Annotated in this window: 22 protein-coding genes and 2 riboswitches; of the genes, 19 read left to right on the top strand and 3 right to left on the bottom strand. The window is 64.4% G+C overall.

The features are described from left to right. Nucleotides 1-53: 53 nt before the first annotated feature. From cobT to HSS18214_RS0104875, 11 genes are all read left to right on the top strand, one after another. A complete protein-coding gene (gene cobT / locus HSS18214_RS0104925) occupies nucleotides 54-1145 on the top strand; it encodes a nicotinate-nucleotide--dimethylbenzimidazole phosphoribosyltransferase (RefSeq protein ID WP_016914191.1) in 1092 nt (363 codons plus the stop codon). Beyond that, nucleotides 1142-2149: an adenosylcobinamide-phosphate synthase CbiB gene (gene cbiB / locus HSS18214_RS0104920; RefSeq protein WP_016914190.1), complete on the top strand. Its 1008-nt coding sequence runs from the start codon at nucleotides 1142-1144 to the stop codon at nucleotides 2147-2149. The genes cobT and cbiB overlap by 4 nt, the downstream gene beginning before the upstream one ends. After that, entirely contained in the window at nucleotides 2149-3261 is a 1113-nt protein-coding gene (gene cobD / locus HSS18214_RS0104915; protein ID WP_016914189.1) for a threonine-phosphate decarboxylase CobD, read from the top strand. Before cbiB ends, cobD begins: the two co-directional genes overlap by 1 nt. Continuing rightward, complete coding sequence (locus HSS18214_RS0104910; RefSeq protein WP_026001733.1) at nucleotides 3245-3793, top strand: bifunctional adenosylcobinamide kinase/adenosylcobinamide-phosphate guanylyltransferase; 549 nt, start codon at nucleotides 3245-3247, stop codon at nucleotides 3791-3793. Before cobD ends, HSS18214_RS0104910 begins: the two co-directional genes overlap by 17 nt. Next, complete coding sequence (locus tag HSS18214_RS0104905) at nucleotides 3790-4551, top strand: adenosylcobinamide-GDP ribazoletransferase (protein ID WP_026001732.1); 762 nt, start codon at nucleotides 3790-3792, stop codon at nucleotides 4549-4551. The genes HSS18214_RS0104910 and HSS18214_RS0104905 overlap by 4 nt, the downstream gene beginning before the upstream one ends. Then, on the top strand, nucleotides 4503-5156 hold the full coding sequence (locus tag HSS18214_RS0104900) for a histidine phosphatase family protein (RefSeq protein WP_040460809.1): 654 nt from the start codon (nucleotides 4503-4505) through the stop codon (nucleotides 5154-5156). Before HSS18214_RS0104905 ends, HSS18214_RS0104900 begins: the two co-directional genes overlap by 49 nt. Continuing rightward, entirely contained in the window at nucleotides 5108-5545 is a 438-nt protein-coding gene (locus HSS18214_RS0104895) for a bifunctional adenosylcobinamide kinase/adenosylcobinamide-phosphate guanylyltransferase (protein ID WP_016914185.1), read from the top strand. The genes HSS18214_RS0104900 and HSS18214_RS0104895 overlap by 49 nt, the downstream gene beginning before the upstream one ends. 61 nt (nucleotides 5546-5606) lie before the next feature. Then, nucleotides 5607-5843: riboswitch (cobalamin riboswitch) on the top strand. 140 nt (nucleotides 5844-5983) lie between these two features. Continuing rightward, entirely contained in the window at nucleotides 5984-7819 is a 1836-nt protein-coding gene (locus HSS18214_RS0104890) for a TonB-dependent receptor domain-containing protein (RefSeq protein WP_016914184.1), read from the top strand. A 55-nt stretch (nucleotides 7820-7874) separates the two neighbouring features. Then, nucleotides 7875-8735, top strand: a complete 861-nt coding sequence (locus HSS18214_RS0104885) for a cobalamin-binding protein (RefSeq protein ID WP_371827788.1) — start codon at nucleotides 7875-7877, stop codon at nucleotides 8733-8735. Nucleotides 8736-8751: 16 nt separating this feature from the next. Next, a complete protein-coding gene (locus HSS18214_RS0104880; protein WP_026001730.1) occupies nucleotides 8752-9729 on the top strand; it encodes a FecCD family ABC transporter permease in 978 nt (325 codons plus the stop codon). After that, a complete protein-coding gene (locus HSS18214_RS0104875; protein WP_016914181.1) occupies nucleotides 9729-10499 on the top strand; it encodes an ABC transporter ATP-binding protein in 771 nt (256 codons plus the stop codon). The genes HSS18214_RS0104880 and HSS18214_RS0104875 overlap by 1 nt, the downstream gene beginning before the upstream one ends. On the opposite strand, the gene HSS18214_RS0104870 is transcribed toward HSS18214_RS0104875, so the two are convergent. The 3 genes from HSS18214_RS0104870 to HSS18214_RS0104860 are packed head-to-tail and all read right to left on the bottom strand — an operon-like array spanning nucleotide 10496 to nucleotide 13340. After that, the gene (locus HSS18214_RS0104870; RefSeq protein ID WP_016914180.1) at nucleotides 10496-11263 is read right to left on the bottom strand and encodes an ABC transporter ATP-binding protein; all 768 of its coding nucleotides are present in this window, start codon (nucleotides 11261-11263) and stop codon (nucleotides 10496-10498) included. The two genes, HSS18214_RS0104875 and HSS18214_RS0104870, sit on opposite strands and share 4 nt — an antisense overlap. After that, a complete protein-coding gene (locus tag HSS18214_RS0104865; RefSeq protein ID WP_016914179.1) occupies nucleotides 11263-12327 on the bottom strand; it encodes a FecCD family ABC transporter permease in 1065 nt (354 codons plus the stop codon). Before HSS18214_RS0104865 ends, HSS18214_RS0104870 begins: the two co-directional genes overlap by 1 nt. Beyond that, a complete protein-coding gene (locus HSS18214_RS0104860) occupies nucleotides 12324-13340 on the bottom strand; it encodes an ABC transporter substrate-binding protein (RefSeq protein WP_016914178.1) in 1017 nt (338 codons plus the stop codon). Before HSS18214_RS0104860 ends, HSS18214_RS0104865 begins: the two co-directional genes overlap by 4 nt. 63 nt (nucleotides 13341-13403) lie before the next feature. After that, nucleotides 13404-13595: riboswitch (cobalamin riboswitch) on the bottom strand. Between the two features lie 296 nt (nucleotides 13596-13891). Between HSS18214_RS0104860 and HSS18214_RS0104855 the strand changes: the two genes are divergently transcribed. From HSS18214_RS0104855 to cobJ, 8 genes are read left to right on the top strand one after another with little or no spacing between them, the layout of a single operon-like run. Further along, a complete protein-coding gene (locus tag HSS18214_RS0104855; protein WP_016914177.1) occupies nucleotides 13892-15589 on the top strand; it encodes an ATP-binding protein in 1698 nt (565 codons plus the stop codon). Then, entirely contained in the window at nucleotides 15589-16959 is a 1371-nt protein-coding gene (locus HSS18214_RS0104850) for a cobyrinic acid a,c-diamide synthase CobB (protein WP_016914176.1), read from the top strand. Before HSS18214_RS0104855 ends, HSS18214_RS0104850 begins: the two co-directional genes overlap by 1 nt. Further along, nucleotides 16946-18052, top strand: a complete 1107-nt coding sequence (gene cobW / locus HSS18214_RS0104845) for a cobalamin biosynthesis protein CobW (protein WP_016914175.1) — start codon at nucleotides 16946-16948, stop codon at nucleotides 18050-18052. The genes HSS18214_RS0104850 and cobW overlap by 14 nt, the downstream gene beginning before the upstream one ends. Continuing rightward, complete coding sequence (cobN, locus tag HSS18214_RS0104840; RefSeq protein ID WP_016914174.1) at nucleotides 18052-21879, top strand: cobaltochelatase subunit CobN; 3828 nt, start codon at nucleotides 18052-18054, stop codon at nucleotides 21877-21879. Before cobW ends, cobN begins: the two co-directional genes overlap by 1 nt. Continuing rightward, nucleotides 21869-23020 (top strand): ferredoxin-like domain-containing protein, encoded by a 1152-nt coding sequence (locus HSS18214_RS0104835; protein ID WP_040460823.1) that lies wholly within the window; start codon nucleotides 21869-21871, stop codon nucleotides 23018-23020. The genes cobN and HSS18214_RS0104835 overlap by 11 nt, the downstream gene beginning before the upstream one ends. Then, nucleotides 23004-23633, top strand: coding sequence for a precorrin-8X methylmutase (locus HSS18214_RS0104830; protein ID WP_016914172.1), 630 nt, complete (start codon nucleotides 23004-23006; stop codon nucleotides 23631-23633). The genes HSS18214_RS0104835 and HSS18214_RS0104830 overlap by 17 nt, the downstream gene beginning before the upstream one ends. Further along, a complete protein-coding gene (locus HSS18214_RS0104825; protein ID WP_016914171.1) occupies nucleotides 23630-24355 on the top strand; it encodes a precorrin-2 C(20)-methyltransferase in 726 nt (241 codons plus the stop codon). The genes HSS18214_RS0104830 and HSS18214_RS0104825 overlap by 4 nt, the downstream gene beginning before the upstream one ends. Next, complete coding sequence (gene cobJ / locus HSS18214_RS0104820) at nucleotides 24352-25101, top strand: precorrin-3B C(17)-methyltransferase (protein WP_016914170.1); 750 nt, start codon at nucleotides 24352-24354, stop codon at nucleotides 25099-25101. The genes HSS18214_RS0104825 and cobJ overlap by 4 nt, the downstream gene beginning before the upstream one ends. Nucleotides 25102-25106 lie beyond the last annotated feature (5 nt).

The following is a 25106-nucleotide window of genomic DNA, read 5'->3' as shown; positions in this document are numbered from 1 at the left end:
CATGCTGCGCTTGCGATCACTTCATCTCTGGTTTTGCTGCCACTGGAGCTGCCATGCCTCCCTGCGCGTCCTCTGCTGCCGCTTCTGATTCCCTTGCCGCTTACCCCTGGCTGCCCGACATCGGCCCCGTCGATGCCGCCGCCGCTGAGCGCACCCGTGCCTACCTCGACACTTTGACCAAGCCGCCCGGCAGCCTGGGCAGGCTCGAAGCGCTGGCGATTCAGCTCAGCGCCATCACGGGCAGCGCCCGCCCTCGGGTGGATAGCCCCGCCGTGGTGGTGTTTGCCGCCGACCACGGCGTGGCCGCTGAAAGCGTGTCGGCGTTTCCCCAGGAGGTGACCGCGCAGATGGTCGCCAACTTCGTTCAGCAGGGCGCGGCCATCAACGTGTTTGCCCGCCAGCTGGGCGCTCGGGTGGACGTGGTGGATGTCGGGGTGGCGTCGCCGCGACCGCTGCCGGGAGCCACCGATGCCCGCGTGCGTTCGGGCACGGCCAACATGCTGCACCACGACGCCATGCCGCTGGACGACGCGCGCCAGGCCATGCAGGCCGGCATGGCAGCGGTCGAGCGGGCCGTACAGGCGGGGGCCAATGGGCTCATCGTGGGCGAAATGGGCATAGCCAACACCACCGCCAGCAGCGCCATGCTGGCGGCCTTGCTAGGGGTGCCTGCCGCCCAGGTGGTGGGGGCGGGCACCGGCATCGACAGCACCCAGCAGGCCCACAAGGCGGCGGTCATCGAACGGGCGCTGGCCAATCGCCAGGCGAATCCTGATGACCCTCTGGAGGTGTTGTGCAAGCTGGGCGGCCTGGAAATCGCCGCCATGGCGGGCGCGTACCTGGCGGCGGCGGCCTACCGCCTGCCCGCCGTGGTGGATGGCTTCATTGCTACGGTGGCGGCCCTGACCGCCTGCCGCATGGCCCCGGCACTGCGCGACTACCTGGTGTTTGGCCACCGTTCGGCGGAGCCGGGCCACGCCCTGGCGCTGGAAGCCCTGGCGGCGCAGCCGCTGCTGGCCCTGGAAATGCGCCTGGGCGAGGGCAGTGGGGCGGCGCTGGCTTACCCGCTGCTACAGGCTGCTGCCGCCATGCTCAGTGACATGGCCACGTTCTCCCAGGCGGGGGTGAGTGGCAAGGCACCATGAGCATCGACTTGCTGAGCCTGCCCGCTCTGGCCGGATGGGTCGCGCTGGCCATCGTCATCGATTTGATCGTGGGGGACCCGCGCGCGCTGCCCCACCCGGTGGTGATCATCGGCAAGGCGATTAGCGCCCTGGAGCACCGCTGGAACAAAGGCAGCCCCCGGCGGCGGCGCCTGTTGGGCGGGTGCCTTACCCTGGTGGTGGTGCTGGGCACCTTTTCGGTGGCCTGGCTGGGGCTTGCGCTGTTGTCGTGGGTGCACCCCTGGCTGGGGCTGGCCGCCGAGCTTTGGCTGCTGGCCACCACGCTGGCCATCAAGGGGCTGGCGGATGCCGGGCGGGCCATTGCCGCCCCGTTGCGGCAGGGCGACTTGCCCGGCGCGCGGCAGGCGCTTTCCAGAGTGGTGGGGCGTGATACCCAGGCTCTGGATGAAGCCGAGATTACCCGAGGCGCGGTGGAAACCGTGGCGGAAAACACCGTCGATGGCATTACCTCGCCGCTGCTGTTTGCGCTGCTGGGGGGCGCGCCGCTGGCGCTGGCCTACAAGGCCGTCAATACGCTGGACTCCATGGTGGGCTACCGGAACGAACGCTACGGCGACTTCGGCTACGCCTCGGCCAGGCTGGACGACCTGGCCAACTGGCTGCCTGCCCGGCTGACCGCCCTGTGCCTGTGGCTGGCGGGCGTGCTGTATGGGGTGTTTCACCGCTCACCTCTGCGCTGGCGAGGCGCCCTGGCGGCCACCTGGCGCGAGGCACCCCGCCACCCAAGCCCCAACGCGGGCTGGCCCGAGGCGATGGTGGCGAATTTGCTGGGCGTCCAGTTGGGCGGCACCAACGTCTACCAGGGGCAAGTATCACACCGGGCCACGCTGGGCACCGCCCATGATTTACTGAAAGCCAGCCACATCACTACCACGATTTGGCTGATGCACGGGGCCTGGTTAATGTTCTTCCTGCTGCTGTTCTTCCTGCAGCTGTGCCTCGTGATGGCGACGGTGGCCGGGTGATGCGCGACCAGCCCGGCAACCTTCCCCTCGACCATTGGCCAAGCCACGGTGGCCAGGCCGCCGCGCTGCTGCAGCGCTTTGGCCTGCCTGCCGACCACCCGCTGGAAGATATCAGCGCCAACCTGAACCCGCTGGGCCCGCCCGACTGGGTAACCGGCTACCTGGCCCAGCGCTTGGCTGGGCTGGGCCGCTACCCCGAACCGGACTACCGCGCCGCCAGGCAGGCGATTGCCGAACACGCAGGCGTGGAGCCGGGGCAGGTACTGCTCACCAATGGTGGCGCGGAAGCCATCTTTCTGGCGGCGGCGCACCACGCTGGCCAGCAGGCGCTGATCGTCACCCCCACCTTTGGCGAGTACGCCCGGGCCTGCAACGCCCACGGTGTGCGCATCAGCGAGCTTGGCCTGTTGCCGGGCACCTTCGACCCGCCCGCGGCCGCGTTGCTGCAGGCGGCGGCCAGCGCTGATGTTGTGTTCGTTTGCCGCCCCAACAACCCCACCGGCACGCTGCTGCCCGTGGCGCTTATCGAGGCGCTGCTGGACGCCTTGAAACCGGGGGCCTCGCTGGTGGTGGATGAAGCCTTTATTGACCTTGCATTGGAGGCTGCACCGCTGACTCCGCTGCTCCAACGCTACCCGGCGTTGATCCTGCTGCGCTCCATGACCAAATTCTTTACCCTGCCGGGCCTGCGGCTGGGCTACGTGCTGGCCGATGAGGGGCGTATCGGCCAGCTTCAGGCGCAGCAACCGCCCTGGAGCGTCAATCATCTGGCCGCCGAACTGGTGCCGCCGCTGCTGGCGGATGAGGACTTTGCTCGGCGTACCCACCAGTGGTTGGCCCGTGAGCAGCCGCGCATGGGCGCTGCCCTGGCCGCGCTGGGGCTGGAGGTGGTGCCCAGCCACAGCTGCTTTCATCTGGTGCGGCCTGGGGCCGCCCAGCGGCAGCGGGGCATTTCCAGTATCGTGCTGCTTGAACGCCTGCTTCACCAAGGTATGCTGGCGCGACATACCCATGGTTTTGCTGGCCTGAAGGGTGGTTGGCTAAGGCTGGCACTGCGCGATGGTGTGACCAATGATCGGTTGTCAAAGGTGCTGAATGATTGTCTTTGTTAGTGGAGGGGCTCGGTCGGGCAAGAGCCTGGTGGCGGAGCAGTGTGTTCAGCAGTACGCCGACGGCAAGACGTGTTACTACGTGGCCACCGCCGACATCTACGACAGCGAAATGGCCGAACGGGTAGGCCATCATCAGGCCCGCCGCGCCAACCACTGGGTCACCCTGGAAGCTCCGCTCAACATCGAACAGGCCGTCGCCCAGGTGCCCAACGGCCATGCCGCCCTGTTGGACTGCCTGACCCTCTGGGCCAGCCAGGTGATGTTCAATACCCAGGAGGGCGCCGCCCCGGTCAGTGAAACGGAAGCCTTTGCACTGTTGGTGCGTGCGCTTCACGATGCCCGCCGCCGGGGGGTGACGCTGGTGGTGGTCTCCAACGATCTCAACGAAGCGCCCCTGCCTGCCTCGGCAGAGGTGTGGCGCTACGTGGAATTCCTGCAAAGGTTGCACCGCTGGCTGGCGGCCCAGGCCGACCGGGTGGTGGAGGTGGTGGCCGGGCAGTCCATCGAATGGAAGGCGGCTGGCGCACCATGAAACACGCTCTGTACGGCATGCTGCTGGCGCTGCAGTTTCTGACGCGCCTGCCGATCCCCGTTGCCTGCCCCTGGACACAGGCCACCCGGCGCTGGGCCATTCGCGCCTACCCGCTGGTGGGCCTGATGGTGGGAGCGCTGCTGGCCTGTGTCGCCCTGCTGTTGGGCCAGTGGCAAACCCCATCGCCCATCACGGCGCTGGTACTGCTTAGCCTGTGGGTGGCCATTTCCGGTGGCCTGCACCTGGATGGCGTGATGGACCTGGCCGATGCGCTGGGCAGCAACCAGCCCGTGGCCCGCCGATGGGAGATCATGAAAGACCCGGTGGTGGGCAGTTTTGGCATGCTGGCGCTGGTGTTTCTGCTGGCCTGGAAAGGGGTGCTGCTATGGGCGCTGGTGCACTATCAGGCGCCGCTTGGCTGGCTGGTGGTGGCCCCCGCGCTGGGTCGGCTGGCGGGGGTGGCCCTGCTGGTGTTGACGCCCTGTGCCCAGCCCAGCGGTCTGGCCTTTAGCTGGCAGCAGTCGCTGGGCCGAAGAGACGTGGTGCTGGCCCTGCTGCCGCTGCTGGTCGGGGCACTGTTCATGCCGGGGCTGTGGGTCTGGCTGGTGGCCACGGCCTTGTGGGTCGTGCTGGTGCGTCAGGCGCTGCTGCGCTTATTTCACGGCATCAACGGTGACATGGTGGGTGCCACTATCGAAGGAGGAGAGCTTTGGCTACTGGTCTTGATGTGGAGCTGGTGGCAGTTCGCCACGGTATAACGTCCTGGAATCTGGAGCGTCGGTACCAGGGGCAGCGCGATATCCCGCTGCTGTTCCCGGACGCGGAAGCGGGCCTGCTGGCCCTGCGTGACGCTTTGGCAAGCGAGCGTTTCGATGCCATTCATGCCAGTGACCTGGGCCGCTGCCAGGAAACCCTGGCGTGGTCACAGGCGGCCAAGCCCGGCATGCCGGTGTACCGGGAGCCGCGCTTGCGAGAGCTGGATTTTGGCGAGTACGAAGGAAAGGTTTACGATGAACTCAAGGAGCTGCCGCACTACCGCGCCTGGATAGACAGCGCGGGCGAGCTGCAGATACCCGGCGGTGAGTCGTCTGGCCAGCTGCGCGAGCGCCTCGATGGCTGGCTGGAAGAGGTGGCGCAACAGGCGCGCGAACAGGGCCATCGCAAGGTGCTGGTGGTGACCCACGGCGGGGTGATTCGTGAGCTGCGCCGCCGGTTCGAAACGCTGGATTTCTGGGCGGGCATCGTCCATCAGGCCCAGGGCCGTCGCTGGCAGCTGACCTATCAGCCCAACGATGCAGGCAAAGGAGAGTGGCAATGCAACTGTTCATCGGCGGTGCCAGCGCAGGCAAGCGAGACGCAGTAAAACAGCGCTTTCCCGGCGCGGTGTGGTGGCGCCTGGCGCCGGGCCAGCGCTTGCAAGAAGTGTCCCACGTCATGCACCCCGGCACTCCGCTGGTGCTGCATGGCCTGTTCGAATGGCTCTCGGCGGCCATTCACTCCGACTTCAGCAGCGACGAATGGCGCGCCCACTGGCGCGAAGATCTGCAGCGCCTGGACGAGGCAGCGGCAGGCCAGCACGCCACCCTGGTGGTGATTGCCAACGAGCTGGGCCGAGGCCTGGTGCCCATGGCCCGGGACCAGCGCCGCCTGAGGGACCTCAGCGGTTGGTTCACCCAGGACGCCGCCGCCCAGGCAAGCCAGGTGTGGTACGTGCGCCATGGGCTCGTGCAAGCGCTGAAAAGCACGTCATAAAGTCCGACATAGTGCAGCATGCCCCGCCTGGCCAAAATTGACCTGATTAGCGCAAGTTGCTAGTTTACGCGCACTCTTAGGTGCTGATGGCGACCCTTCGCCCTCAGTTAAACGGGAAGTTGGTAAACGCGACTGCGTCAATCCAACGCTGCCCCCGCAACGGTGATCGAGACAAGAACGGCCAGGACGCCACTGTGCTCAGGCATGGGAAGGTGGTCGTTCGGAAAGGGTCGGCGCTTGAAAAAAGCGCCTCCTTTCGCTCGTCAGCCCGGAGACCGGCCCAGGAGTGACGGCTGAAAAAGCCACGGATTACCGGCATGCGGTGGGCATGTGCAGGGCGAATACCAGAGGCGTTCAGCCGATGCTTTCCCTTGTGTGCCCCTGCCCGGTCACTAAAAACACGCTGTGCGGGTGAGCACAGTGCGCAAGGGGTCCATCATGCAACGTTTATCTTCTACCGTCACGTTGGCGGCATTTGCCATGGCCGCCGTGCCCATGGCCGTTCATGCGCAGGCGCAGCAGCAGGCCTCGGCCAGTCACGATACGCTCAATCCTGTCGTCGTGACGGCGGCGTTGGCACCGCGTACCGCCAATGAAAGTCTCTCTTCGGTCACCGTTCTGGATGAAGCGACGCTTCGCCGCCAGGACCCGGTGAGCATCACGGACCTGCTGCGCGGCCAGCCGGGGGTCGATGTCACTTCCAATGGCAGTTTCGGCAAGAGCGGTGGCGTCTATATCCGTGGTACCGGTAATGACGCAACGACACTAATGATCGACGGTATTCGCCTGCGCTCGGCCACCGCGGGTGGCGCTGCCTGGCAGTACCTCGATCCACGCATGTTCCAGCGTGCCGAGATCGTGCGCGGCCCGCGTGGCAGTCTCTATGGCGCCGACGCGATGGGTGGTGTGGTACAGCTGTTTACGCACGATGGCGAAGAGGGTGGCCCCTACCCACGCTTCTCGTTTGGCGGCGGCTCCTTCGATACCCAGCGCTATAGTGCCGGCCTTTCCGGCAGCAGCGGCGGTACCCGCTATAGCTTTGCCGCCAGCCATTTCGATACCAATGGTGAGCCGGTGCGTCGTGGTGGTGAGGATATGGGCTACGACAACACCACGGCGCTGGCGCGCATGTCGCATACTTTCGGTAATGGCGCGGAAGTGGGGTTTCTGGCACTGAGGGCGCGCGGTACCACTGAGTATGATGAAAGTGGTAGCTTGGCTACGACGGACTATATACAGCAGGTGGCGGGAATTTACGGTGAGCTACCGATCACGGATAACTGGCGCAGCCGCTTGACGCTTAGCGAAGCGCGTGATGAGAGCGTCAACCATGCCTATGACTCCATCCTCGACACCCAGACACGCACGGCTCGCTGGGAGAATACCTTGAGTGCCGGTGTGCATGAGCTGATTATTGGCGCGGAGTACATGAACGATAGTGTGGCCGGCAGTAGTACAGGGAGCGGGCCGTTTGGAGGACCCTATGATGTCGAGGATCGCGATAACAAGGCTGTCTTCGGTCAGGCGCTGCTGGATTTCGCGCCGTTCGCCGTTCAGGCCGGCCTGCGCTATGACGACAATGAAGCTTATGGCGATGAAGTGACCGGCAGCCTGGCGCTCGGTTATGACCTGGATGCCCACCACACGCTACGTGCCAGCTATGGCACGGCGTTCAAGGCGCCGACGTTCAACGATTTATATTGGCCGGGTTATGCTAATCCTGATCTGGAGGCGGAAACCTCAGAAACCATGGAGTTTGGGGTGCGAGGTCAATATGCGCGTTGGTTTTGGGACGCGGCGCTCTATCAGACTGAGATCGACAATCTGATTGACTGGCAAAGAGGCGGCACGACAACGAATATTCCCACCACGCGCATTCGCGGTGTGGAGCTGAGTGCTGGCGCTGAGATCAATGACTGGACGCTGCAGGCAGCACTGACCTATATCGATCCCGAGGATCGAGAAAATAATCGGCGCTTAAATCGCCGAGCGAGCCAGAGCATACGCGTGGATATCGACAAGCAATTGAATGATTGGTCTTTAGGCGGCTCCTGGGTGGCTCAAAACCACCGCTATGAGCATGATGATTACAACAATGAGACTACCCGTTTGGGTGGCTTTGGGCTGGTCAATCTACGTGCCGGCTGGCAGTTCGCTCCCATGTGGTCAGCGCGCCTGACGGTGGAAAATGCCTTCGACAAGGAGTACGAAACCGCGCGTGACTACCTCAACGCCGGCCGTGCGGCCTTTGTCAGTGTTCATTTTGGCCAGTAGTGGCCAGTTCAGCGGGGCCCTTGGCCCCGCTACCATCTTCTGGGCTTCGCTCGGCCTGGCCCTGGCGGGGCTGGGTACGAGCGAGGCGCGCGCCGATGCGCCATGCGCCGTCGACGATACCGACAGGGAAGTGTGCCTGGCGGCTCCGGCGCAGCGTATCGCTACGCTCTCGCCGGGAGCCACTGAGTTGGTCTATGCCGCCGGGGCCGGCAATCAGGTTGTGGCGGTGGTGGCCTTCAGCGACTATCCGCCCGAGGCCAGGGATGTGGCTTCGGTGGGCAACCTGGGCCGGATTGATCTGGAGCGCTTGGTGACGTTGCAGCCCGATCTGGTGATCGGCTGGGTCACTGGTAACCCCAGCGAACAGCTCGAAACCATCGAGGCGTTGGGCATACCGGTGTTCTACATCGAGCCGCGTGACATCGAGGGCGTGGCCTCGGCGATCGAACGCTTGGCGCAGCTGGCCGGCAGCGAAGAAGAAGGCTATCGCGTCGCTGATGATTTTCGTGACGGCATGGCCGAGCTCGCCGCACGCTACGCCGAAGCAGAGCCGGTCTCGGTGTTCTATCAGGTGTGGGATGAGCCACTGATGAGTGTCAATGATGACCACCTGATCGGGCAGATGGTGGCGCTGTGCGGTGGGACCAATGTCTTCGGTGAGCTTCCCCGGCTGGTACCACGCCTCGATGACGAAGCAGTACTGGCTGTTGATCCGGAGGCGATCATCGCCGGCGGCATGGGCGAGGAGAATCGCGACTGGCTAACGCACTGGGAGCAGTACCCGAGCCTGACCGCAGTGGAGCGCGACAATCTATTCTTCGTGCCGCCTTCGCTGATTCAACGGCCGACACCGAGACTGCTTGAGGGGACACGTATTCTGTGTGAAAAACTTGAGGTGGCGCGTGGGCGTCGCTGAAGCAGGCATGCGTAGCATGCAGCGGCCACGGCATCTGCTCGTACCGCTTGCTGTGCTTGCCGGGGCGGGGCTTGCCGCACTGGCTCTGTCGCTGATAGTGGGCAGCGCTGACGTCACCCTCCAGGCGCTGTGGGCGGTACTACGTGGCGAGGGCGATGTCCTGTCGCGCACGTTAATCCTTGAGCTGCGCTTGCCGCGCTCACTGTCGGCATTTGCGGTGGGTGGCTTGCTGGCCGTGGCCGGCGCGCTAATGCAGGTGTTGCTGCGTAATCCGCTGGCCGACCCTTATGTGCTGGGGCTTTCCGGTGGTGCGGCGGTAGGGGCGCTTGCCGCCATGCTGGCGGGGGTTGGCGGTACAGTCATCACCGGCTCGGCTTTTGCCGGCGCTTTTCTTTCAACGCTGCTGGTATTTGGCCTGGCCCACGGCACCGGCAGCTGGACCCCTTCGCGGCTGCTGCTCACCGGCGTGGTGGTGGCTGCCGGCTGGGGCGCGGTGGTCACCCTGATGCTGGCGATCAGCCCCGCCGAGCGCCTGCCCGGCATGCTCTACTGGCTGATGGGCGATCTCTCCTATTCACGTACCCCCTGGCCGTCGCTGACGGTGCTGCTGGTGGTCTGCCTGTTGATCGTACCGTTGGGGCGTAGCCTCAACGTCATGGCGCGCGGGCCGCTGCAGGCCGCAGCGCTGGGGGTCAATGTGCGCCCGCTGGAGTGGAGCATCTACATCGCCGCCAGCCTGCTCACGGCCGCCGCCGTGACCAGCGCGGGCAGCATCGGCTTCGTGGGGCTGATCGTGCCGCACATGCTGCGCCTGGTGCTGGGCAACGACCAGCGGCTGATTCTGCCCGCCTGCGCCCTGGCCGGGGGCACGCTGCTGGTGCTGGCCGACACCCTGGCCCGCACCTTGATTGCTCCGGAACAGCTGCCCGTGGGGGTAATCACCGCGCTGCTGGGCGTGCCCACGTTCCTCTTTCTGCTCTACCGGAGCCGCTGATGACCCGCTTGGCCACCCAGGAGTTGATCATTGACGTGCCGGGGCGCCGTTCAGGCACCGCGCTGAACCTCACCATCGAGCCGGGGCAGGTGTGGGGCGTGCTGGGCCCCAACGGCGCGGGCAAGACCACGCTGCTGCACACTTTGGCCGGGCTTCACGCCCCCCGCTCGGGGCAGGTGCTGCTGGGCGACACGCCGCTTGGCCAGCTGCGCAGGCGACAAGTGGCCCAGCGGCTGGGGCTGGTGTTTCAGGAGCGGCTGGACGGCTTTCCCGCCACGGTACTGGAGACCGCGCTGATAGGCCGCCACCCCTACCTTTCCCTGTGGCAGCGGGAAGGTGCCGACGACTACGCCCGCGCCGAAGCCGCGCTGGCCGCGCTGGACGTGGCCCACCTGCGCGACCGCCTGGTGAATACGCTTTCCGGCGGCGAACGCCAGCGGGTGGCCGTGGCCACGGTACTGACCCAGGCCCCCAGCCTCTGGCTGGCCGATGAACCCACCAATCATCTGGATTTACACCATCAAAGTGCGGTGATGGCGCTGATGGCCGAACAGGCCGCCCAGGGCAGCGCGGTGATGATGTGCCTGCACGATCTCAACCTGGCCGCCCGCTGGTGCGACCACATTCTGCTGCTTTACCCCAGCGGCGAAGCCTGCTGGGGCCCCCGGGACACCATGCTGGTGCCCAGCGCGCTGGAGCGGCTCTACCGCCAGCGGCTGGCCACGGTAGTGGTGGACGGCGCGCCGGTGTTCGTGCCTATCAGTGGCTAGGCAGTCGTGCTCCTGAATCGCATGATCTGTCGGCCATCCGAGGGGTCTTCGATGAGATGCGCGTGTACGCCAAAGGTGTGGTGCAGCCTGCTCGGGGTCAGCACCTCATGAGGAGCGCCGCTATCGATCAGGCGGCCACCCTCCATGACGCCGATGCGATCACACTCCATGGCTTGGTTGAGGTCGTGTAGTGAGATGATGACCGTGATCGGTAGCCCTCGAACCAGTTGCAGTATCGATAGCTGGTGACGAATATCGAGATGATTAGTGGGCTCATCCAGTAGCAGTATTCTGGGCTGTTGAGCCAGCGCTCTTGCAATATGGATGCGCTGTCGCTCGCCACCCGAGAGGGTATGCCAAAGCCGATCGCCCATATGGGCCATGTCCACATCGAACAACGCTTTAGCCACGATGTGATCGTCTTCCATGGACCATGGACGCAGCGCCGAGAGAAACGGCGTGCGTCCCAGTGAAACCACCTGGCGTGCGGTGATCCGGTCAGTGGTTTCCGCCTGCTGTTCTACCAGCGCAATGGACTGGGCAATGGCACGCTGCCTGAGGGAGTGCATGGGCTGGCTGTCGAGCAATACCCTCCCGGACCTGGGTTTATTCAGGCCCGCTAGCAGACGCAGCAGGGAGGTTTTTCCCGAGCCGTTCGGGCCCACCAGGCCAAAGGTTTGGCTTGGTTCCACGGTGAGGTTGATGTCCCTCAGCAGCGGTGTACCATGCACCGCCCAATCTAGCCGTTCGGCCATCAAGCGCATCAGTACCTCCTGCCGCGAATGAGGATAAGTGCAAATGCCGGGGCGCCCACCAGCGAGGTAATCACGCCTATAGGTAGCACTTGGCCGGGTATCAGAATGCGCGATAGAATATCCGAGCCAATCAAAAATACTGCGCCCGCAAGCGCCGTGGCGGGTACCAAGCGGGTGTGTTGGCTACCCACAATAAAGCGCATGGCATGGGGAATCACCAAGCCGACAAAGCCAATCGCCCCCACAATAGATACCATCACCGCCGTCACCAGCGCCATGGCAATGATCAGCATCCCGCGCACCGGGCGCACCGCGATGCCCATGGAGGCGGCGCTGTCGGCACCAAAGGTAAACGCATCCAATGAGCGGCGGTGCCACAGGCAAACCAGCAGCCCAAAAAGGGCGGCTGGCACAGCCAGTGTCGCATCGGCCCAGCGAACTCCAGAGAGATTGCCCATTAGCCAGAACATGATGCCCCTTGCCTGCTCGGCACTTGCCGATTTGGTGATGATGAAGGCCGTCAATGCATTGAAGAGTTGCGAACCGGCGATGCCCGCCAGAATGATGGCACCCGCTGCCTGGACGCCACGTCCGCCACCCACGCCGCTGTTGGCTGCGTGGGCAAGCAGGACCACGATGCCAAAGGCGAGCAGGGCGCCGGTAAAGGCCCCCAGAGAGAGCGAAAGCACCCCGGCGCCCAATCCAGCCACTGCCACGGCAACCGCGCCGGTAGAGGCGCCAGCGGAAATACCCATCAGGTAAGGGTCGGCCAGGGGGTTGCGCAGCAAGGCCTGCAATACCACCCCCGCCAAGGCCAGGCTGGTGCCACAGCAGGCGGCCACGACGGCGCGGCTAAGACGATAATTCCAGATAATGCCCTCATCGATCCGGTCGACTGCGTAATCAGCCCCCAACAGCTGGTTGGCGAGTACTTTCAGGATGGTATCCACTGGAATGGCGGTTTCGCCGATGGCTGTGCCCGCGATCAGAGCCGTCACAAGCACGAGCGGGGTTATCCATAGCCAGCGCACCTCGAAACCCGCCGTCGATAGCCGCGTTAACGCGATGCTCATTCGTCAAATGCCATCGTCGCCAGCGCCTCGGCCAGAGTTTCAAGGCCGTAAATAGTGCGCATCGTGGCGCTCATGGCATGGGCATCCATCTCTACGATGCGATTATTCTGGACCGCGTTCATCTCACGGGTGACCGGGTCACGACGCAGAAACTCACGCTTGGCTTCAATATCGTCGGCAGGAAAGCGACGGCGATCCATTCGAGCGATCACGAGCACATCGGGATCCGCTCTGGCGATACTCTCCCAACCGACAGTGGGCCACTCCTCATCGGACTCGATCACATTGTGAATACCAAGCTTGTCCATCATATAGCCCGGTGCGCCGAGCTGGCCCGCCACGAAGGGGCTAACCCCCAGGTCTGTCGATGAAAACCAGAATGCCGCCGACAGGTCTTCCGGTAGGTCAAGGCTGCTCGCCAGCTCAATTGCACGCGCTTCGCGGTCAATAAGATCGGCTACCAAGGTTTCTCCAGCGTCTTGCACATCATAAATTTGGGCTAGCTCGGTAATGCCTTTATAGATTGAATCCGTCGAGAAGGCGGCGGTGCGGGTACCATCACCGCCGGTGGAGTTATCCTTGGTGTCGCAATCGGCGGGCATGACATAGGTGTCAATACCCAGCTCATGAAACTGCTCACGGGTAGCGACACTGCCGGTGGGGCCTACGTGCCACTCATACTGCGCTACCACCAGCTCAGGCCGTTTATTGACCACGGCCTCAAAGCTCGGGTCGTCGTTGGCGATCCGCTCGATCCCTTCATTGACCTCAGAAAACTGTGGCAACACCGGATTAAACCAAACCGACGTGCCATTCACTCGGTCAGCGAGCCCCAGCGAATAGAGGATCTCCGTGGCTGATTGGCCCACGGTCACCGTTTGCTCCGGGGCCGACGCTACACTGATCTCTACGCCGCAGTTGGTCAGCGTCAGCGGATAGTCGGTGGCGGCGTGTGCCACCTGAACGAGGCCGATGGCGCCTGCGGCCATGGCCATGGTCAATCTCAACATCATGTACCCTTCCGTGCATGATGAGCTCAGCCCTGGCCGTGACCTGCTGGCCAGACTGCTTTGCTCGAGGTAAGTAGTGGATCGGCAGTTCTCCTGACTGACGGGTCATGGCTAGCTCGCCTTCCCAGACGTGATGTCCAGTGGCATCGATGAGCGTCGCTCGCCGCCTACAGTTGCGGGGGCAGTTCCGTTTCGTGGCACGCCACGGCGGATTCTCTATTAAGTTCCGTTGGGAACACCGACGCTGGCCATTCTAGGGGGCGGGTAGGTGGCGAACAACTGAAAGGCCAGAAGCCTGTGCTGCCTGTGCTGGATTGATATGTTATATCATAATGTTTTTGAGCGTGTCATCGGCAGTTGATCATCTGCGCTGATGGTCATGCGGTTCTTCCCGCTCCATGGGCCGTCCGGGTTGGCCTCACGGCCAAGGTTTCCTCTATACTAAGCGACTTTTGTATAGCCACTTTTTCATGAATGTCATTCATGGGTGACGCTCTCTGTCTCGGTGGCGAGATGATGACCCCCAACGGGCATGGCCAGCACAGGAGGTGCCAGTGGATGAGTTTCCCTTTGTGTCGGTGATCGGCCAGGAATCGCTGAAAACCGCGCTGTTGCTCAATGCCATCAACCCGCGCATTGGCGGGGTGCTGATCAGCGGGCCACGCGGCAGTGCGAAATCGACCTTGGCGCGGGCCCTGGCCGCCCTCTTGCCCGGCGATGGCCAGCGTCCGCAGGCGCCTTTCGTTACGCTGCCGTTGGGCGCCAGCGAAGATAGGCTGGTCGGCAGCCTGGACCTGCAAAAGGTACTGTCGGCGGGGGAAGCCACTTTTCACCCTGGGCTGCTCGCCAACGCCCACGGCGGTGTTCTTTATGTGGATGAAGTCAATCTGCTGCCGGATACCCTGGTGGACCTGCTGCTGGACGTGGCGGCCAGTGGTACCAATATCGTCGAGCGTGACGGGATCAGCCACACGCATCCAGCGCGTTTCAGCCTGATTGGCACCATGAACCCGGACGAGGGTGAGCTGCGCCCTCAACTGCTGGATCGCTTTGGCCTCTGTCTTGAGCAGGCGGGCGCCATGAGTATCGACGAGCGGATCGCCATCGTGCAACAGCGGGAAGCCTTTGACCGCGACCCCATTGGCACTCTCGCACGGGTAGAGGATGCCCAGGCCGCCCTGTCCGAGCGGATTGCCCAAGCGCAGCGCTTGCTCGATGAGATCACCACCGAGCCTTGGGGTTACCGCATCATTGCCACCCGTTGCGAAGCCGCCGGGGTCGAAGGCCTGCGCGCCGATGTCACCTGGCATCGCGCCGCCCAGGCCCACGCGGCTTGGCGGGGTGTGGCTAGCGTGGAGCAGCAGGATATCGACACCGTGGAGCCCTGGGTGTTGGCACATCGGCGTACCCAATCGCCTGAGCAGAGCCCGCCGTCTCCCCCGCCTGAGCAGATGCCCTCAAAGGGCGAGGGCGGTTCATCCCATCCCCACAGTAAACAGGGCCAGTGGGGAGCTATGCCTCCCGTGGCCCAGGCATCGATTCGCCAGCCTGCGGTGAGCCTGCCCGATAGCGAGGCGCTGTTTCAGCGGGCTAAACGCACCGACACCGGCGCTAGCGCGGGTCTCGGCGCTGCATTGGACCAGGGGCGATCCCGAGTGGCGACTTCACGGCTGGACGGCTTTGCGACCATTGTTGCCAATCGCGGCCAGTGGCCCTGGCGGCAGTTGACGATGCGCAAGGCCCGAGCGGGGCAGGCGACGGCGCACCTGGTGCTGCTGGACACCTCCGGCTCGACCCTGGGCCAGCGCCTGTTGGGGCAGGCGAAAGGGCTGGTGGAAGCGCTGGTGACCCAAGCCTACGCCACGCGGGAGCAGGTAGCGGTACTGGGATTTGGTAATGGCGGGGTGATGCCGATCCTGTCCCGCCGCCGTGCACCCAAAAACGTCCGAGGCACGCTCGATAACGCCAAAGGCGGTGGGGGAACCCCCCTGCGGGAAGCGATCATTGAAGCCAAGCGGCTGATTCGTCAGTGGCAGCGACGCGAACCCGGGCTGCGGGTGCGCACTTACCTGATTACCGACGGCCGTACCCGGGAACACGTGGACGACCTTGCCCCCCTGGAAGAGTGCCTGCTGATCGACACCGAACAGTCCCGTGTCAAACGCGGGCAGGGCAAGCGGATTGCCTTGCAGCTGGGCGCGCGTTACTGGCCCGCTCCGTTTAGCCCACTACTGCCAGGGAGCCCCACCTGATGACCATGCCAACCGCCCACTGTCCCGCGCTGTTTATCGCTGCCCCGGCCTCAGGCCAGGGCAAAACCACCGTCACGGCGGGCTTGGCACGTCTGCTACGCAACCAGGGCAAGGTGGTGCGGGTGTTCAAGACCGGCCCGGACTACTTGGATCCGCAGATACTTGCCCAGGCCTCTGGCCAGCCAGTGGATCAGCTGGATCTATGGATGGCAGGCGAAGCCTACTGCCGCCAGCGTTTTCATGACGCCGCTTTTGAGGCTGACTTAATCCTGGTGGAAGGTGCCATGGGGCTGTTTGACGGCGAACCCTCCAGCGCGGATCTGGCAGCACTGTTCGGCATTCCCCTAGCCATCGTCATGGATGTCAAAGGCATGGCCCAAACCGCCGCCGCGCTGGTATCGGGGTTGGCCAGTTTTCGTGACGATATCCATATTGCCGGGCTAGTGGCCAATGCCTGTGGCTCGGCGCGCCATCGCGAGCTGATCGAAGAGGCGCTGCCACCTTCGATCCCGTTGCTGGCGGCCGTGCCACGTGACCCCGGCCTGTCGCTTCCCGAGCGTCACCTAGGGTTGGTCCAGGCGGCGGAAATTCGCGAAGATCTGGAAATCCGCTTCGAGGCAGCTGCCCAGGCGCTGGAGGCGGCGGGCTTGCTGGAGGCGCTCTCGACGCTGGCTCCGGTGACGTTTGCCGCTCCTCAGAAAAGTCGAACGTCCACCGCGCCGCTGCTCGAAGGCCACACCATTGGCGTGGCCCGAGACGCTGCCTTCAGTTTCATCTACCAGGCCAATGTGGATGTGTTGGAGCAGATGGGTGCCACACTGCGCTTTTTCTCGCCGCTAACGGATAGCCACCTGCCCGAGTGCGATGCCCTGTGGCTGCCGGGGGGGTATCCGGAGCTGCACGCCGAAACCCTTGCCGATAACAGCGCCATGCGCGGGGCCATTCAGGCGTTTTTTAATGCCGAAAAACCTATCCTGGCCGAGTGCGGTGGCCTGCTGTACTGCCTGGAAACCCTGACCGACTACGCCGATGCTACCCACACCATGTTGGGCCTGTTGCCTGGGCAAGGCGCCATGCGCGGTCGCCGGGGCTGCCAGGGCATGCAGACCGCTGAACTGCCGGAAGGGCCAGTGCGCGGCCATGCCCACCACCGCTCCATGGCGGAGGGCACGCCGGAGCCGATTGCCCACGGCCGCCGTCAGCGCCACCCGGCGCCGGGTGAGGCGATTTATCGGCAGAAGCGCCTGACGGCGACCTATCTACATCTGTTTTTTCCCAACAACCCTGAGGCCGTGGGCCGCTTGTTTGCGGCAAACCCGGCACAGGGCGAACCGTCCCACCGCGAGGCATTTACCCATGCAATTGAATAAGATTCCTGCCACCGTCGTGACCGGTTTTCTGGGTAGCGGCAAAACCACGTTGCTGGCCAATATTCTGCGTCAGGTGACCGGCAAGCGGATCGCCGTGATCGTCAATGAGTTCGGCGAACAGGATATCGACTCCAGCCTGCTGCGCAGCTGCGCGCTGGGGTGTGAAGAGGGTAGCGAAGGCGGGCAGCTAGACGGCGAAGACGGCAGCATCTATGAGCTGGCCAACGGCTGTATCTGCTGCACGGTGGAAGAGGAGTTTCTGCCGGTGATGAATAAGCTGGTCGCCCGCCGCAATGATATCGACCACATTCTCATCGAAACCAGCGGCCTGGCGCTGCCCAAGCCGCTGGTGCAGGCGTTCAACTGGCCCGAGGTACGTCAGCACTGCACCGTGGATGCCATCATCACCGTGATCGATGGGCCTGCCGTGGCCGCTGGGCGCTATGCCAGCGATGTCGATAAAGTAGAGGCCCAGCGCCGTGCCGACGACAGCCTCGACCACGATCCCAGCCTGCGCGAGTTGCTCGACGACCAGCTCAGCGCGGCGGATCTGGTGCTGGTCAGCAAGGCGGATTTACTCAGCCCGGAAGCGCGTTCGCGAGTGGAAACGGTCATCCAGGCGCGGGTCAACGACTCGGTGAAAACGCTGTTCATCGATCAGACCCAAGTGACCGATACCGCTCGGTTGGAAGCACTCATGGGGATTGGCGCCGCCAGCGAAGCACACATCGATAGCATCACCAACCACCACGACAAGCATCACGCCGAAGGTGTTCACCACGACCACGCTCACGATCATTTCGACTCTTGTGTGATCACCCTGGGCGACGTGGATGGCGATGCCCTGGCCAGCCAGTTGCAGCAGTTGCTGAAAGACCATGAGATCTATCGCGCCAAAGGCTTTGCGGCAATTCCCGGCAAGCCCATGCGGCGGGTCATTCAAGCGGTGGGCGAGCGCCTGGAAGGCTATTTCGACCGGCTCTGGGCCCCTGGGGAAGCCCGCCAAACCCAATTGGTGATCATTGGCAAGCACCTGGATAGCGCCGCGCTCCGCGAAGCGTTGGCAACGGCAGAGGTCCAGACGGCCAACTGATGCACTTATTTGCCGCCAAGCCAGGAGGCTTCGTCGATGATGAGGGCATCATCGACCTGCAACAGAGCCCCGCCGAGATCGTGATCCTGTCCGCCGCCGACAGCAACCTGTCGGCGCTGGCCCAGGCGGTGGAGCGACTGGGGGAGCCTTGCCCCTCGGTGCGGCTGGCCAACTGGATGAACCTGGTCAAGCCCGCTGCCTACGACCTGTACGAAGACAGGGTGCTGGAGCACGCTCAACTGGTGATCGTGTCGCTACTGGGGGGCAAGACCTACTGGCCTTATGGGCACGAACGTCTGCTGGCCTGGGCCCAGAAGCCCGGCCGCCAGTTGATCATGGTGCCCGGTTGCGATGCCCCGGACGATGCGCTGCTGGAAGACTCCAGCGTGGCGTTCGATGACGCTTACCGGGTGTGGCGCTACCTGCGCGAGGGGGGGGTGGATAACGCCGAGCAGCTGCTGCGCTTTGTTGCCAGCGAGTATCGGCAGACCCACCTGGGCGCGTGGCAGGAGCCCAAGGTCATCCCGTCTGCGGTGATATATGCGCCGGCAGCGCAGCAGGTCTCCAGCCTGAGCGAATGGCGGGCACGCCAGGCGCCGGGGCGGCCCGTCTGCCTGCTGCTGTTTTATCGCAGCCACCTGCAAGGGGCCAATACCGCAGTGCCCGATGGCATGATCGCGGCGCTTGAGGAGCAGGGGCTGGCGCCGCTGGCGGTTGCCGTGGCGTCGTTGAAAGCAGGGCCATGCATCGATTTCATCAACCATCTGATCGAGCAGACCGGTGCCCTGCTGGTGATCAACACCACCAGCTTCGCGGTGAATCGCAGCGCCGACGGCCTGGATGCCCTGGGGGATGCGCTACCTGACGAGCTGTTCGTGGGCCGTCCGGTCGTGCTCCAGGCGATTCTCGCCAGCAGCACTCTGGAAGATTGGCAAGCCATGGCGGCCGGGCTGCATAGCCGCGATGTAGCCATGCAGGTGGTGCTGCCGGAAATGGATGGCCGCATCATTACCCGGCCGGTGGGCTTCAAGGCCGAAGCCCACTATGACCCGCGTTGCCAGCTGGCGGTGACCCACCATGTCATCCAACCGGAGCGCGCCGTTTTCGTGGCCGAGCTGGCGCGGCGCATGTCTGCCCTGCGATTGACCCCCAATGCGCAAAAGCGGGTGGCGCTGGTGATGGCCAACTATCCCAACCGTGATGGGCGTATCGGCAACGGGGTAGGGTTGGACACCCCGGCGTCGACGCTGAAGATTCTGCAGGCGCTGGCCGAGGCGGGCTATCCGCTCAGCGAGCTACCTGACAGCGGCGACACCTTGATTCGCCAGCTCCAGGGCGCGGTGACCAACGACCACGCCAGCCTCGACCAGCGCGCCTGCTGGCAGAGCATCAGCGTGGAGGATTACCTGGCCTGGTTCCACACCTTGCCTGCCGAACTGCAGGAAGTCGTCTGGGCCCGCTGGGGAGCCCCCCAGGATGACCCCAAGTGTCGTCAGGGGCGGCTGATGATTGCCGGTATCCGGCTAGGCGATACCTTCGTGGGGATCCAGCCCGAGCGGGACTTCATCGATGACCTCACCCAGTCCTACCACGATATGCAGCTGGCGCCGCCGCATAGCTACCTGGCCTTCTATGTCTGGCTGCGCGAACAGTATCAAGTCGATGCGGTTATCCACGTAGGCAAGCACGGCAATCTGGAGTGGCTGCCGGGGAAAAGTACTGCCCTGAGCGCCGACTGCTGGCCGGATATTGCCCTGGGGCCGCTGCCGCACTTTTACCCCTTCATCGTCAACGACCCCGGTGAAGGCGCCCAGGCCAAGCGGCGCAGCCATGCGGTGATCATAGACCATCTGATGCCACCCCTTTCCCGGGCCGAACTGTACGGCGCCATGGCCGAACTCGAAGCGCTCACCGACGAGTATTATCAGGCGCTGGACATGGACCCGCGCCGGGAGGCGCTGATCCGCGGCCAGATACTGGCCCACCTGCGGGATACCGGCATCGACCAGGAGTTGGCCCACAGCAGCGACGACACCGAACTGCTCAACGAGCTGGATACCTTTCTGTGCGATATCAAGGAGGCCCAGATTCGCCACGGCCTCCATGTGCTTGGCGACCTGCCGCCAGCAGACAAGCGGGCGGGCACTCTGGTGGCGCTGTTGCGGCTGCCCAGAGGGGAGGCCGTAGCCCAACGCGGCCTGCTGCATAACCTGGCCCAGGACCTCGGATTGAGCGCCCCCGATGAGGGCGCGGCTTTCGACCCCCTGGCCGCGGGCAGCGAGCCCTGGCAAGGGCCCACGCCTGGCATCCTGCTCGCACAGCTCGATGCCCCCTGGCGTACCGCTGCCGACACCCGGGAGCGTCTGGAGCTGCTTGCCGAACGCTGGGTGAGTGACTACGTGCTCGCGCCGGGCTGCCTGGAGACCCTGGCCCAGTGCTACCCCGCCACGGCGGAACAGTTGCACTACGCCCGGGAACACCTGTGGGTGGCCATGCAGCGGGGTGCCCGCATGGAAATTCAATCACTGTTGGATGGCCTGGCGGGCCGCTTCGTGCCTGCCGGGCCCAGTGGGGCTCCCAGCCGAGGCCGCCTGGACACGCTGCCCACCGGGCGCAACTTTTTCAGCGTGGATAACCGCTCGATTCCATCGCCAGCCGCCTGGGCGCTGGGTGAAAAGTCCGCCCAGGCGTTCGTCGAGCGCTACCTGCAGGATCATGGCGACTACCCAAGGCGGCTGGGGTTGTCGATCTGGGGCACCGCCACCATGCGCACCGGTGGCGACGACATTGCCCAGGCCCTGGCGCTCATGGGCGTGCGGCCCAGGTGGTCGCTGGGGGCGCAGCGGGTCACCGATTTCGATGTCATCCCTGCCATGCTGCTCAATCGCCCTCGGGTAGATGTGACCCTGCGCGTCTCCGGGTTTTTCCGCGATGCGTTTCCCAACGTGATTCGTCTGTTCGATGCCGCCGTGCAGGCCGTGGCAAGCTACGAGGAGCCCGGTAACAGCAACACAATTCGGCAGGCGGTGCTGGCTCGCCAGCAAGCCCTGGAGGCACAGGGCATGCCCTCGGACATGGCGGCCCAGCAGGCAAGCTACCGTATCTTCGGCAGCAAGCCTGGCGAGTATGGCACGGGCCTCAATCGGCTGATCGACAACCGCGCCTGGGAGAGCGCCGATGATCTGGCCGAGGCGTATCTGGACGCAGGGGCTTACGCCTATGGCCAGTTCAAGGGCTCGGGGGCTCCCGCACGGGCAGCGTTCGAGCAGCAGCTCCAGGGGCTCGATGCCGTCATGCAGAATCAGGACAACCGCGAGCACGATATTCTCGACTCCAACAGCTATTACGTCTTCCAGGGGGGGATGGCCAACGCCAGCCGAGCGCTGAGCGGCATCGCTCCGGAGATTTACCACGCCGATCACGCCAACCCGGCGGCGCCCAGAATCCGCACCTTGAAGGAAGAGTTGAATCGGGTGCTGCGCGCTCGGGTATTGAACCCCAAATGGATCGACGCCATGCGCGAGCACGGTTACAAGGGTGCTTTCGAAATGGCCGCCACGGTGGACTATCTGTTTGCCTACGACGCCACCACCGACCTGGTCGCCGACTACCAGTATGCTCAGGTCAGCGATGCCCTGGTGCTCGATGCTGCCAATCAGCAGTTTCTGCGTCAGCACAATCCGGCAGCCCTGGAAGAGATGGCCGAGCGGCTGCTGGAAGCCGCCCAGCGAGGCATGTGGCATTCCCCTGGCGAGCATGGCGAAGCGCTGCAGGAGCTACTGCTGGCACTGGACGAAGCCAGGGAGGCCAATGGCCATGTTGTCTAGCCCGCGTATCAAGGGTTGGTGCCCTGGTGCCTGGCGCCCCATGGCCACCGGAGACGGCCTGTTGGTCAGGGTGCGCCCGCCCATGGGAGAGCTTTCGCGAGCGCAGCTGCTGGCGCTCTGCGATGCCGCCGAAACCTTCGGCAGTGGTTTGATCGAGCTGACCCGGCGCGCCAATATCCAGCTACGCGGGGTGAGCCATGCTAGCTGGCCGCCGCTGATGGACTTTTTGCTTCGGCACCAGCTGGTGAGCGCCGACCCCGAAACGGAGCGCCAGCCGCCGCTGATGCTGGCGCCCGACTGGCAAGCGGGGGAAGACTCGCCTACCATGGCTCGCCTGCTGCAGGCCAGGGGCGCTGAAGTGGCCGCCTTGCCCGGCAAGGTGGGCATCGCCATCGATGCGGGCGACGCCCCGGTGCTGGGTGAGGAGGCCGCCGATTTTCGCATCGAGCGCTCCGAGTGTGGCGGTCTGCTGGTACGGGCCGATGGCCATCCGGCAGGTACCGCCGTGGAAGATGTGGACACCGCTGTGGCACTGCTCATCCGCCTGACCCACTGGTTCATGGAGAGCGGTGGCGGGCAGTCTGGCCGCATGCGGCGCCATATGGCGCCGCTGCCTGCCTGGGCACCCGAGGACACGCTGCCCGCGCCTGCGGGCCCCCGGCTGGCGCTGGGTCGCCATCCGGCTGGATGGGTGGTGGGGCTACCCCTGGGGCGTACCACTGCGGCCACGCTGCGGGAGTGGATAGCGCCCGCCACGGTGACGGCAGGCCGGGTGACCCCCTGGCGGCGGTTGCTGCTGAAAGGGGCATTCGAGGCCGCCAACGACGGCTTGATCCTGGATGACGCCGACCCGCGGTTGTCCCTGGATGCTTGCCCTGGCGCGCCCTACTGCGAGCAGGCCAGTGTCGAGACCCAGCGCCTTGCCGAGCGGCTGAGCGGCGTGAACAGCAGCAGTGTACATATTTCCGGCTGTGCGAAAGGGTGCGCCCGACGCGCTGCGGCCGATCTGTGTCTGGTGGGGCAGTCGGGCCGGTTCCATCTTATCGTCAATGGCAGTGCCGACAGCACGCCGGTGAAGTCAGATCTCACGGAGAGTGAGGTGATCGCCTACTTGGAGAGTTTGGGTGCCTTATCAGTATGAAACCAGTGGCCCGGCGATATACCGGGAATCCTTCGCCATCATTCGCCGCGAGGCGGAACTTGGCCGCTTTTCAGCGGAAGAAGAGACGGTTGCAGTACGCATGATTCACGCCGCTGGCCTGGTGGAATTGGCCGGGCATATTCACTTTCGAAACGATGTGGTGCACAAGGCCCGCACCGCCCTGGAGCAGGGCGCGCCGATTCTGTGTGATGCCCGGATGGTTTCGGAAGGCATCACTCGCAAGCGTCTGCCAGCCGACAATCAGGTCATCTGCACCCTTAACGATGAGCGCACGCCCACGCTCGCCCGGGAAATGGCCAATACCCGCTCGGCGGCGGCGCTGGAGCTGTGGCGCCCGCGTCTGGCAGGCGCCGTGGTCGCCATTGGCAACGCGCCCACCGCGCTGTTTCATCTGCTCAACATGCTCGAAGACCCGGCCTGCCCACGCCCGGCGGCGATCATCGGCTGCCCGGTGGGCTTCGTGGGAGCGGCGGAATCCAAGGAAGCGCTGCTGGCCCATTCGGCACTGCCCAGCTGTGTCGTTCGTGGTCGGCTGGGCGGCAGCGCCGTGACGGTGGCTGCCATCAACGCCATGGCGGATCGCATCGAATGACCCAGGGAGCCATCGTCGGAGTGGGCCTGGGGCCCGGCAGCCAGGACTTGATGAGCGTGCGCGCCGACCGCCTGATACGCGGGGCGACCCACGTGGCCTATTTTCGCAAGAAGGGCCGCTGCGGCCATGCTCGCACCATTGTGGAAGGACTGATAAGCCCTGGGGCAATCGAGCTGCCCATGGAGTATCCGGTGACCACGGAGATTCCCTTTGATGACCCCCGCTACAACGAGCTGTTGTCAGCCTTCTATGAACGCAGCGTGGCCCAGCTAACTGAGATGGCCGAGGCAGGCTGCGATGTGGTGGTGCTGTGCGAAGGCGACCCGTTCTTCTACGGCTCCTTCATGCACCTCTACACGCGGTTGTTGAACCGGGTGCCGGTCTCGGTGGTGCCGGGCATTACCGGCATGTCGGCGGCATGGACAGCCACCGGCCAGCCGATCACCTGGGGCGATGACATCATGACCGTACTGATGGCCACGCTACCCGAAGCGGCGCTGGCCGAACGTATCGCCCAGACCGACGCGCTGGTGGTGATGAAGATTGGCCGCAACCTGGCCAAATTGCGCCGGGCGCTGGTGCACGCTGGCCGAGAAGAGGATGCCTGGCTGATCGAGTACGCCGCCATGCCTCAGCAACGGGTATTGCCGCTGGCCGACGTTGGCGAGAGCGTACCGTACTTCTCGATCGTGCTGATTCACGGCAACGGGCGGCGCCCATGAGCGGCTGGCTGAAAATCGTCGGCCTGGGGCCTGGGGCCGAAACGATGATCACCCCGGAAGTGACGGCTGCGCTGCAGCAGGCCACCGATGTGGTGGGCTACGTACCCTACGTCAACCGGGTCGCGCCTAGAGCCGGGTTGATTCGCCATGGCTCGGATAATCGCCAAGAGATTCGCCGGGCAGAGCATGCGCTGCAGCTGGCGCTTGAGGGGCACCGGGTAGTGGTGGTGTCTTCTGGTGACCCCGGCGTGTTTGCCATGGCGGCGGCGGTGTTCGAGGCGCTGGAAGCCGGGAACGTCCAGTGGCGTACCCTGGATATCCAGGTGCTGCCGGGCATTTCCGCCATGCTGGCCGCCAGCGCCAGTGTCGGCGCGCCGCTGGGTCACGACTTCTGCTGCATTAATCTTTCTGACAACCTCAAGCCCTGGGCGCTCATCGAAAAACGCCTGCGTTTGGCCGCCGAGGCCGATTTTGCCATGGCGTTCTACAACCCTCGCTCCAAAGCGCGGCCCGAGGGTTTTGCGCGCACCCTGCAGGTACTGAGGGAAGCCTGCGGCCCGGACCGATTGATCATCTTCGCCCGCGCGGTTTCTACCCCCGAGGAATCGGTTCGCGTCACGACGCTAGGCGGGGCTGAACCTGAAATGGCCGATATGCGCACGCTGGTGATCGTCGGTTCCCAGCAGACGCGGCTGATCGAGCGGGAGGGCGTGCCGCTGGTGTATACGCCACGTTCTGCCGATTAACAGTG

Source organism: Vreelandella stevensii S18214 (assembly GCF_000275725.1).
Lineage (GTDB): Bacteria > Pseudomonadota > Gammaproteobacteria > Pseudomonadales > Halomonadaceae > Vreelandella > Vreelandella stevensii.
This window is presented reverse-complemented; position numbering and strand designations above follow the sequence as displayed.